The organism is Paraburkholderia sp. (assembly GCF_036488505.1).
Classification (GTDB): Bacteria; Pseudomonadota; Gammaproteobacteria; order Burkholderiales; family Burkholderiaceae; genus Paraburkholderia.
Map to the genome: position 1 here is coordinate 1 of NZ_DASXHN010000268.1, position 10,967 is coordinate 10,967.

General features: G+C 63.2%; 9 protein-coding genes and 2 pseudogenes. 4 read left to right on the plus strand and 7 right to left on the minus strand.

Features of this window, described 5'->3' with window-relative positions; all coding sequences use genetic code 11:
- Positions 1–971 (minus strand): alkene reductase (locus VGH68_RS15920; RefSeq protein ID WP_331604609.1); only part of this gene is annotated, 971 nt, incomplete at its 3' end.
- Between the two features lie 81 nt (positions 972–1,052).
- A complete protein-coding gene (locus VGH68_RS15925; protein WP_331604610.1) occupies positions 1,053–1,355 on the minus strand; it encodes a helix-turn-helix transcriptional regulator in 303 nt (100 codons plus the stop codon).
- A 179-nt stretch (positions 1,356–1,534) separates the two neighbouring features.
- Here VGH68_RS15925 and VGH68_RS15930 point away from each other — a divergent pair, with 179 nt between their 5' ends.
- Together VGH68_RS15930 and VGH68_RS15935 are read left to right on the plus strand one after the other, a co-directional pair.
- Entirely contained in the window at positions 1,535–1,864 is a 330-nt protein-coding gene (locus VGH68_RS15930) for a hypothetical protein (protein WP_331604611.1), read from the plus strand.
- The gene (locus VGH68_RS15935) at positions 1,836–4,229 is read left to right on the plus strand and encodes a PAS domain S-box protein (protein WP_331604612.1); all 2,394 of its coding nucleotides are present in this window, start codon (positions 1,836–1,838) and stop codon (positions 4,227–4,229) included. The genes VGH68_RS15930 and VGH68_RS15935 overlap by 29 nt, the downstream gene beginning before the upstream one ends.
- A gap of 3 nt (positions 4,230–4,232) precedes the next feature.
- Here the strand turns inward: VGH68_RS15935 and VGH68_RS15940 are convergent, their stop codons facing one another.
- The 5 genes and pseudogenes from VGH68_RS15940 to VGH68_RS30120 all read right to left on the minus strand — a co-directional run bounded on the left by VGH68_RS15940 (position 4,233) and on the right by VGH68_RS30120 (position 8,290).
- Positions 4,233–5,069: a siderophore-interacting protein gene (locus VGH68_RS15940; RefSeq protein WP_331604613.1), complete on the minus strand. Its 837-nt coding sequence runs from the start codon at positions 5,067–5,069 to the stop codon at positions 4,233–4,235.
- A 90-nt stretch (positions 5,070–5,159) separates the two neighbouring features.
- Positions 5,160–5,897, minus strand: a complete 738-nt coding sequence (locus VGH68_RS15945) for a PadR family transcriptional regulator (protein ID WP_331604614.1) — start codon at positions 5,895–5,897, stop codon at positions 5,160–5,162.
- Between the two features lie 156 nt (positions 5,898–6,053).
- Complete coding sequence (locus tag VGH68_RS15950; protein WP_331604615.1) at positions 6,054–6,794, minus strand: OmpA family protein; 741 nt, start codon at positions 6,792–6,794, stop codon at positions 6,054–6,056.
- A 55-nt stretch (positions 6,795–6,849) separates the two neighbouring features.
- A pseudogene (locus tag VGH68_RS15955) lies at positions 6,850–8,127 on the minus strand (YadA family autotransporter adhesin); the annotation flags it as partial.
- Positions 8,120–8,290 (minus strand): ESPR domain-containing protein, encoded by a 171-nt coding sequence (locus VGH68_RS30120; protein WP_414696951.1) that lies wholly within the window; start codon positions 8,288–8,290, stop codon positions 8,120–8,122. The pseudogene VGH68_RS15955 and the gene VGH68_RS30120, both read right to left, overlap by 8 nt.
- Positions 8,291–9,558: 1,268 nt before the next feature.
- On the opposite strand from VGH68_RS30120, the pseudogene VGH68_RS15960 reads away from it, so the two are divergent.
- Positions 9,559–9,663: pseudogene (locus VGH68_RS15960) on the plus strand (SDR family oxidoreductase); the annotation flags it as partial.
- 205 nt (positions 9,664–9,868) lie between these two features.
- Positions 9,869–10,967 (plus strand): tannase/feruloyl esterase family alpha/beta hydrolase (locus VGH68_RS15965; RefSeq protein ID WP_331604616.1); only part of this gene is annotated, 1,099 nt, incomplete at its 3' end.

Sequence of the window (10,967 nt, forward strand, 5' to 3'; positions counted from 1 at the left end):
TCTTCCGCGAAACGGCGCACCAGATCCGGATTCGCGATGAACAGCTTACCCCATGCCACCGCATCCGCTTCGCCCGCGTCGAGCAGCTGCTGCGCGCTTTCCTTGGTGAACTTTTCGTTCGCGATGTAGGGGCCGCCGAACGCTTGCTTCAGTTGCGGGCCGAGGCGGTCGTCGCCGAGTGCTTCACGTGCGGCGATAAACGCGATCTTGCGCTTGCCGAGTTCGCGCGCGACATAGCCGAACGTCGCGGCCAGGTTCGAATCGCCCATCGTGTGCGAGTCGCCGCGCGGCGCCAGATGCACGCCGACGCGGTTCGCACCCCACACGCCGATGCAGGCGTCGGTGACTTCGAGCAGCAGACGCGCGCGATTTTCGATCGGGCCGCCGTACGCGTCGGTACGCTTGTTGGTGCTGTCCTGCAGGAACTGGTCGAGCAGATAGCCATTCGCGCCGTGCACTTCGACGCCGTCGAAGCCCGCGGCCTTCGCGTTTTCCGCGCCTTTGCGAAACGCTTTCACTACGCCGGCGATTTCATCCAGTTCGAGCGCGCGCGGCGTGACGAACGGGCGCTCCGGACGCACGAGGCTCACGTGGCCGCCCGCGGCGATCGCGCTCGGCGCGACCGGCAACTCGCCGTTCAGGAACAGTGGGTCGGAGATCCGGCCGACGTGCCACAACTGCAGGAAGATCCGGCCGCCGGCCGCATGCACGGCATCCGTGACGAGCTTCCAGCCTTCGACCTGCTCCTGCGACCAGATGCCCGGCGTTTCGGCGTAGCCGACGCCCTGCGGCGTCACCGAGGTCGCCTCGCTGAGAATCAGGCCGGCGCTCGCACGCTCGGCGTAGTAGCGCGCCATCAGTGCGTTCGGCACGCGGATTTCCTCGGCGCGCTGACGCGTGAGCGGTGCCATGATGATGCGATTAGGCAGTGTGATATCGCCAATTTGCAGCGGATCGAAAAGAGTCGGCATGAAAGTTCACCTTTGGCGGCGGGCGTGGCCCGGGCCTTAAAAAAACGGCGTGAAAAGGAGCGCGGCGATGCGAATGGACCCTCAGAGCTTCGCGTTCACGTGTTCGAGGAACGCCTGGATGACGGCCTCGTTGCGCTTGAAAAACACCCATTGGCCGACCCGCTTCGACGTGACGAGCCCCGCGCGCTGTAATGCGGCAAGGTGCGCCGACACGGTGGACTGCGACAGACCACAGCGCTCGTCGATCTTGCCGGCGCACACGCCGTGGTCGAGCGGCAATTCCTGATCGCAGAAATGCAGCTGCGGCTCACGCAGCCAGCCAAGAATTTCCCGGCGTACCGGGTTGGCCAGCGCTTTGTGGATCGCGTCGATATCGGGCGTCATCTGAGTGGTTTCAAGGTGATTGAAGCAGCAACACGCGCAACGCCAGGCGTCGCCGGAGCGCTTGCATCGCTACAGGACGAATCATATATCGTAATTGTTCGATATGTGTCAAAGCACTACCGGCAATGGGGGCGATAGGCGATGTCGGGAAATGAAGCCGTTGCGAACTGGCACCGCGGATGGTGTCGATTGGCAGTCGAGAGGTCGCCGTGCACACGCGCGTCAAGGCGGTGACCGGTCAGGCGCGCGCGGCGCGCGGCCACCCTTCCGCGGAGTGGGATTTGCAACACAAAAGCCGGCCGCAATTGCGCCTGATGCATAATTTGAGAAACAACGGCGTGACGGTGCGGCATTGCTTCGCAGCATCACAGCGCCGGTTCGGTCTGCCCGGGCAACGACGCAACCTCAGCGAGCAGCAGCGTAAGCGCTGCGGGTGTGCGGACTTCGCTTTGTCGGCCGGCAATATCAGAGAGAGGTCTGATGGACGGCGAGCACAATCAAGCAACTGATTTTCCATGGCTGCGGGCCCTGACCGCGCGCGTTTCCGAATATGCGATTTTCCGGCTCACCGAGCGCGGCGAAGTTGCCAGTTGGAACCCGGGCGCGATGCGCATCAAAGGCTACGAGGCCGGGGACATCATCGGCCGGCATTTCTCCGTGTTCTACACAGAGGAGGACCGGAGCAACAACGTCCCCGAAAGGGGACTGCGGGCCGCACGCGAGCATGGCCAATATGAAACCGAGGGCTGGCGGATTCGCAAGGACGGCACGCGCTTCTGGGCGAGCGTGCTGATTGCGGCCCTCGTCGCCGATGACGGTACCTTTCTCGGCTTCGGGAAGATTGTCCGCGACACCACCGACAAGCGCCTCGCGTATGAAGCGGTGGCGGACAGCGAGCGGCGGTTCAGGCTGCTCGTGCAGGGCGTGACCGATTACGCGATCTTCATGCTGTCACCGCAAGGCTATGTGACGAACTGGAATCTCGGCGCGGCGCGCATCAAGGGATACGAAGCCGGCGAAATCGTCGGCTCTCACTTCAGGCGATTCTATACACCGCAGGATGCGGCCCAGGGGCTGCCGGAGCGCGGTCTGAACACGGCCGCGACGGAAGGGCGTTTCGAAACCGAAGGGTGGCGGGTCAGGAAAGACGGCAGCCGTTTCTGGGCCAACGTCGTGATCGATGCGATCCGCGACGAGCAAGGAACGCTGATCGGTTTTGCGAAGATTACGCGCGACGTGACAGAGCGCAAGACCGCTCAGGAAGAGCTCGAAAACGCGCGTGCCGCACTGCTGCAGTCGCAAAAGATAGAGGCGCTCGGCAAACTGACCGGCGGGGTCGCGCACGATTTCAACAACGTCCTGCAGGTTCTGCGCGGCAACCTCGAACTGCTCGAAGGGCGGCACCACCGCGATGCCTGGACCCGGGAGCGACTTCACAAGGCGATCGAGGCGGTCGAGCACGGCGCGAACCTCGCGTCGCAACTGCTCGCATTCGGACGCCGCCAGGCATTGCAGCCCATCGTCGTGAACCTTGCTGTGATGCTCCGGAGCATGGATGACCTGCTCAGGCGCGCATTGGGCGAGCTCATCGATGTGGAAACCGTGATTGGCGGCGGCTTGTGGAACACGCTGGTCGATCCCAACCATCTCGAGAACGTCGTGCTGAACCTCGCGATCAACGCGCGCGATGCGATGCCCGAAGGCGGCAAACTGACGCTCGAGCTATCGAACGCCATGCTCGACGACCGCTACAGCGAGCTCGCCGCCGATGTACTCGCAGGCCAGTACGTGCTGTTCGCCATTACCGACACCGGCACCGGCATGCCGCCGGATGTGCTGGAGCACGCGTTCGAACCGTTCTTCACGACCAAACCGGAAGGGCAGGGCACGGGCCTCGGTCTGAGCATGGCATATGGCTTCGTGAAGCAGAGCGGGGGGCATATCAAGATCTACAGCGAGCCCGGCCAAGGGACTACCGTCAAGGTCTATCTGCCCCGCTCGATGGAAAAAGCCGTCGAACTGGAGCCCGTTAAACGGGTTACGCTCACCGGCGGGTCGGAAACCATTCTCGTCGTCGAGGATGACCGGCGGGTGCAGACCACGGTGGTCGAAACACTCGGCCAACTGGGCTACACCGTGCTGAAAGCGGATGACGCGCAAAGCGCACTGGCGATCGTGCAAAGCGGCGTGCAGATCGACCTGATGTTCACCGATGTCGTGATGCCCGGGCCGATGCGCAGTACCGAGCTGGCGAAACTGGCCACGCGCACGCTGCCGGATCTGAAGGTCCTCTTTACGTCGGGATACACACAGAACGCGATCGTGCATGGGGGCCGCCTGGATCCGGGCGTCCACCTGCTCAGCAAGCCCTATAGCCGCGAGCAATTGGCGTCGAAGATCCGCCGGTTGCTCAGCCCGGCGCGTCAGCAGCATGTCGGCAACGCGTCGCCTTCGCCTTCGCCTTCGCCTTCGCCTTCGGGCGACCGGACGTTGCCTGAATCCGCGCGTGCGCCAGCAAAGCTGTCGATCCTGGTCGTGGACGATGAGGCCGCGTCGCGGGAGGCACTGTGCGAATTGCTGGCCAGTTTTGACTACGACGTGGAGCAGGCCGCGAACGCGGACGAAGCGCTGCAGCTACTGACAGCAGGAAGGGTGGACGTGCTCGTCACCGATATCGCGCTGCCCGGACGGTCGGGCGTTGACCTCGCCAAAGCCGTGGTTGAACGCAATGCCAACATCAGGATCGTGTTCGCATCCGGTGGTGCGGCACCGTCCGCAGATGCACTCGAATTCGACTTTGCTTCGCTTCGCAAGCCCTTCAGCGCGGAGCAACTGCATTCGCTGATTGTCCGTTTGCAGGGGCCCGGAGGCTAAGGCTCAGTCGTCGAGCGTTTCGTGCACCGCGACGGCACCCTGTTTCCAGTAGCTCGCGGCGCGAATCCGCGATTTGTCGACGCCGCGCTCGCCACACAGATGCTGGCGTACCGCGCGGATCGCTGCCGCTTCACCGGCAGCCCACACATAGCCGTCGCCGTGTTCCGGCAGCCAGGTTTCGCGGACCGCGCGCAGCAGCGCTTCGCCGCGTGCGGCTGTGGGTGCGTTGGCGTCGTTGCGATAGCACCAGACGACATGCAATTCCGCCCGCGTCGTGAATTCAATGCGAGCCGACGGATCGGCCACTTCGATCACCGCGGCGGCGCGCGCGCCGGCAGGCAGCTCTTCGAGACGGCGCGCGATCGCCGGCAGCGCGGTGTCGTCGCCGACCAGCAGATGCCAGTCGAAGCCGGTCGGAATCACCAGCGAGCCGCGCGGGCCGCCGATGCCCAGGTACTGGCCCACTTGCGCCTGCGCGGCCCACGTCGCCGCGGGACCGGCTTCGTGCAGCGCGAATTCGATGTCCAGTTCGCGCGCCTCGGCATCGAAACGGCGCGGCGTGAAATCGCGCGCGGTCGGGCGCTTGCCTTCCGGAAATACGGGGCCGTCGGGGCCGGCTTGCGGCAGCGCCGGCTTGTCGGCGCCGGGCTCGGGGAAGAAGACCTTGATGTGGTCGTCGAACGATGCGGACACGAAGTCGTGCAGATCGTCGCCGCCGAAGGTCACGCGGATCAGATGCGGGGTCAGCGCGCGCACCGCTTTGACTTGCAGCAGCCGGAATTTCAATGGATGCCGTACGCGATAGACGGCGAGATCGGGGCGATTGTGTTGGGTCGGCATAAAGGTGTTGCTCCTGCTCGGTTCGGTCGGTTCGGTTCGGGGAGCGCGCGCTGGGCGCGCTGTCACGGCTTTGACTGAGGGCGGCGAGTGTCAGGCAACCGGTTCGGCGCCGTTGTCCGTGCCTTCGCCGGGGCCTTTGCCCGTGCCTTCGTTCGTGCCTTCGATTTCCTTCGCCGCGCGCATCAGGATCGCGGCGATCCGACGCTGTTCGTCGGCCGGCGCGCTGTCACGGCGCAGCAGCGCGTTCTTCAGCGTGCGACGCGCTTCGTTCAACTCGGGCACCCAGCCGCCTTCGCTGACGTCGGCCGGCTCCTCGCCGGCGAACGCGCGGCGCACCGAATCCATCTTGCGAGCGATATGCGTCAGTCTGGCGAGCATCGACTCGACGCGCTCGCGGTTCGCGCCCAGATAGGCGCGGCCCGCATCCGATAACGCGTAGCGCTTGCGGTTGCCTTCGAGCTGCACGCTCACGTAGCCGAGTTCTTCCAGATAGGTGAGCGCCGGGTAGACCATGCCGGGGCTCGGGCTGTAGTAGCCGTTCGAACGCGTCTCCAGCGCCTTGATGAGCTCGTAGCCATGGCTCGGCTGCGCGTCGATCAGCGAAAGCAGCAGCAGTTGCAGATCGTCGGAGCTGAATTTACGGCCGCGAGCAAAGCCGTCACCGTCGCCGCCGAAGCCGCCGGGGCCGCCGCCGAAGCGCCCGCCATGGCCGCCCGAACGGTGCGCGTGATGGCGGCCGATCGCATGCCAGAGTGCGTGCAGAAAGAAGCGCTCGCGCGTGTCAGCGGTGGCGGGGGCGTGCGGGTGATCACAATGAGCATGACGCATCTGAGGACTCCATGGAGTGTCGTAAGATGCATCGTAAGATATATATCTAAAGATAGTCTGTCAAATTTTTCTCGAATCCCCCCTATCGGCAGACAACGAGGTATGCGCACCGAATCAATGCGCATACGGACGGCTGATATTCGACTGCGGCTTGCCTTACTTGCGGCCTTGAACTCTGATCGACACATAGCGATCCGGTTGCAGGCATGCGATCAGCGCGCGACCCTCCCGGTCCGCGCAGTGCGTTCTCGGCTGGGTCGAGCCCACGCCCTTCGCGTGAATGATGCTGCCGTCGAGTCCGTGCGCGATCAGATAGTCGCGCACGGTGTTGGCCCGGGCGACCGACAGCGGGCCGTTGAGCGATTCGGCACCGAGCCTGTCGGCATGGCCGACGACGGTGATCGCGCTCACCTGCTCATGCTTGCGGATGCGGGCGGCAATTTCGTCGAGTTCCGTTCTTGCGGACGGCAACATGGTCTCGGCCGCGGACTCGCCGAACGGGAACAATGCATCGCTTTCCAGTGCAAAACTCTCGAGCGTGGGCTCTTCTGAGGCGTCGGCCCCAGTATCCGCCGGCGCATTGTTGCTGGCCTGCTGGGAGCATTTGAACAGCAGAATGCGCGGGTCGCTGCGGTTGTCGTCGGCGGCGCGCACGCGGTCGATCTTGTCGATCGGCTGCACCTCCTTGTCGCCGCAGATGCGTTGCGCCACGTCCATGCAAGTCGAAGCGCTCTCGAACAACCCGTGGCACTCGGCCCGATAGGTGCGAACGCCGCTGCTCGAGTCAACCGAATAAGCGTTGAAGGTCGGACCACTCGCCGCCGTGCATCCGGTCATCACGAGCAGGGCGGTACTGAAAAGGCTTGCGAAAAAGACTCGGTTCATCTGGTGCTCCATAAACTGTGTGTGGCGAAGAATGCGGGGCGCGCGGCTGCGGCCCCGCGTTCACGACTTACCATTGCCTGGCCGCGCCGACGCCGACCGTCGTGCCTCCGGGGCTCATGCCCACGCCGGCCTTCATCTTCAGGTTCTCGGTCAGGCGCGCCGTGCCGCCGATCGCCACCGCCTGATATCCGCGGAAGCCCGCGGTGCCGATGCCGAGCGACAGCGTCTTGTCCTTGTCCACTTCGGGGATCATCGTGAGCGCGGTCGCCGCGGCGATGCCCGAATACGCATTACGCGCCGTCGAATTGATGCCGTTCTGCAGTTCGTTCATCCGGGTGTCCGTGTAGGCGTTCGCCTGAGAAAGCGCGGTGTTCAACTGCTGGACGTTGACAGCATCCGTCGGTGCGGTGCCGGCTGCCACATTGATGACCTGCCGGTTCGTGGCAGCGGAGCCCACTGCCACGACATTCGTGCGGCCGCCGTCGTTACTGTCGGAACCGAGCGCGGTGGAGCCCGCACCCGTCGATGTCGCCCCGGCTCCAACTGCTGTCGAACCGGTGCCCGAAGCCGTCGAGCCGTTACCAACCGCCGAGCTGTTGCTGCCGGACGCCAGCGCGCCCTGTCCACCGGCCGACGAGTTCGTGCCCGAGGACGTCGGCCCCGTGGGCGTTCCGGGCGACGACGAGAAGCTTCCGCCGTTGTTGGTGGTCTGCTGGCCGATGAGCGTCGTCAAGCGGCTTGCCACTGCATCGAGCTGCGACACGTTGACGGCGTCGGTGCCGGCCTTGCCGGCCGCGAGCCGGGTGATCTGCCGATTGCCGATATTCACTTCGCCGACCGACGACTGCGGCGTGCTCAAGCCATACGCGATGTAATTGCTCATCGCGCCGACTGTCGTCACGGAGCCTGCTCCGAGCGCGACGCTGTTCGCGAACGACGCGTTCGCGCCGGCACCCAACGCGAGCGCATCGATCGCGCTGCTCTGCGCGCCCGAACCGATTGCGATGGACCCGGCGTTGGCCGCGCTCGCGTTCGCGCCTTGAGCAATCGATTGCGCGCCGCTCGCGACCGAACCGCTGCCGACCGCGATCGCGTCCGCTTGCGCCGAATTGGCGGCCTGACCGATCGCGACACCGCCCGGCGCCGTCGCATCGACGATCGCGCCATTACCCACGCCGACGCCGTTGTCGCCGTTGACCACGGTGGTCGGCCCAACAGCGATCGACTCCGCGCCGACCGCGAGCGAATCCGCCGCGGTGGAATTCGCGTGGAAATACAGCTGGCCCGTCACCGCAAACGACGACAGCGCGCCCGCCAACTGTCGGATCGTGACGGCGTCATGCGCCACGTAGCGGGACAGCACTGCGTTGCGCGGGTTCACCGTTGCGCGCATCGCATATGGAGGCAGCTGACCCTGACTTGCCCTTGCCGCGCGACGTGTCCAGTTCCGACGTTGCGACGAAGGCGCCCAGCGCCTTGTTCCAGATGGTCCGATATGCGTTGTTCATGTCGTTGTCTCGTCGAATGATCGAAATGCGGAGTTAAAAAGCGCGAGCGTGCGCTCGCCTCCCAACTAGTTAGGATGACTATTTCCTGCGTTGAAAACATCTCCGAGCGGCGAACAGCTTTAGCGTTGATCTTTCGACGGCGAATCTTTGGTGTCGGCGCAGAACACCGCCGCACGATCCATTCGTTAGCTAAAGGAAAACGCGAGCGTCGACCAGATATTTCCGGTTGCGACGGCTACCCGCTGAGACGATGGATGGACTGCCGCGTTATGAAGGCCCGAACGGACACGGCATGGAGACAGGGACAGCGATAGAGCGGGGGAACGCCACTTGCCGACCTTCATGTTGTTGTCTCGCCGGGCGTGCACCCGACTTTGTTACACCTCGAATACTCATAGCTGCCAACCCCTGATATGGCGTCGCTTTGGTTTCATCGGCGCCTGAATGGCGAGTCGCCTCGCGTCGTGCGAAAACGCGGTTTTATTCAACTGATTGAGCACCATCTCAGACGATGGTTGACCTATTCGCTTCAGATACGGCGTCTCCTCCGGCGGTATTGCGTAACCAAAAGAAAGGTGTGTGCTGGCCTGAACTTTGTCACAAGAGTTTTAATTTGTCTACAAATAGCAAATGCAATGCTGCGCTATTGCGACATAACATTTCCAGCCTGACGATCCTTAGCTTTGTCTTCCGACTGTCATGCTCGCATCAGCCAGGGGAGGCTAATAACGCTTGAGGCGTCGCCACGACGCGGCCGCTAAGTCATTGTTAAATCGCCGCAACCTGGAATGTCAAGGTGCCAGCGCAGGCGGTCGTAGCAGACACTGCACGGAAGCGCCAACTAAATAAGGTTGTTCGGGCCAATTCCTGAGTGCAGGATCTTTCGTATGAATCTGTCTGGTTGGCAATCGATTTTTTTTAACATTTCCACTGATAACGACAGATGCGGCGGACAGCAGAATCACAATGGACAATTATGAATTTCGTGTCATTTTTTATGCATCTTGTTATCATTCGCACAAAAAGTTTTCTGTAGAAAAACCGAAAACCTGCGACGACTTTAAGCATTGGCTCGCTTGTTCTTTCTGGGAAAGCGATGCTGCCGCGGCCCGTTCAACAAGCGCTGCTTTGGCTGTGTAACTTGGTCATAGGCGACACCCTAGTCGTCACCTGCTCGATGCCACGAGCTTGCAGCAGTCTCTTCGAGCGGCGCCGCCTGCTGTTCGGTTCTTCGACACAGACCGGCATTTCCCGACGTAATTTCACCAGGTAAGCCTGAAGAGATTGCGAACATCTACGCGTTTCTTGCCAGCGACGAGGCGAGCTATATCAACGGCGCGGTCATCGAGGTTTCTGGCGGCATGACGCGTTAGTCCAGGGAAAGCACTGACCGCTCGAGCGGAAGCCGCGCCAGTTCGCCACGAGCGGCGAGGCGCTGTCCCCGGAGAACATTTTCGAGTCCGAATCCGACCTCGCGCCGCTCGGATGTCACCGCTACTATCAAACGGCCTCGACCGCAACGCGAGTGTGTCTTGCTCAACGGTTAAAGCCAGTCCGTGGCCGATGCCTCTACTGAAAATGAATCGCGTCCACGTGAAACGTTATTCATCACGGAGAAGTCATGCTACCAGGTCACTCCTGCAATCCGGGAGTCGCGCCGTGATCGCGGCTTTCATCACTTCCGCGGTTTCGGCGTACAGCATCGGTGCGACTTTGCCTGCGGGACACGAAGCCACCTGCCAGCGTCTTCAGGGCTTCGTGGTGCCCGCGTCCGAAATTGGTGAGCCTACTTCTGGAGCGAGCGGGACGGCGGTGAAGCCAGTTGCTGCGAGCGGAAGCGGAGCAAGCGCGTTACCCGACTACTGCGAAGTGACGGGCAAGATATCCCCGGTCGACAGATCCGCGCCCGACATCCAGTTCAAAGTCGCGCTCCCCGCTGAGTGGAACGGCAAGGTCGTGATGTTCGGCGGCGGCGGTTTCGACGGCACCATCCCCGATGTCGCGGGCAATGTACCCAATGGTCCTGTCGATGCAGCGGTGCCGCTCGGTCGTGGCTACGCGACCTTCGCCAGCGACTCCGGCCATCAGGCCAACGCGTTGGGCTCGCAGGACGGACGCTTCGGTTTGAACGACGAGGCGGTGAGCAATTTCGGCGGCGACGCGCTGAAGAAAACCCACGACGCGGCACTGGCGATCATCAAGGCCCGCTATGCGCACTTGCCGCGCAAGGCCTATTTCGCCGGCGGATCGACGGGAGGGCGCGAGGCCGTGACGGCGATTCAGCGCTGGCCGTCGGATTGGGACGGTGCAATCGCATGGTACCCGGCATGGGACGATGCAGCCGCACTGCTCGGAGGTCAGCGCATGAACCGCGCGCTGGCGAAACCCGGCGCGTATCTGTCGGTGGGGAAACGCCAGGCGGTGTACGACGCGGCAATGCAGGCTTGCGATGCGCTTGACGGCGTGGTCGACGGCCTGATCAGCGACCAGCGGCAATGCAATGCGCGATTCGATCCGTCGATCGCTACGCTCAACGGTGCGCCGTTACGCTGCCCCAGGGGCGCGGACACCGGAGACCATTGCTTGTCCGACGCACAGATCGACGCGTTGGCGAATCCTTCGTTCTGGACGCAGCCAAACGCATGCAATCGCCGCCGGCCGATCAGCGGCGACGCAC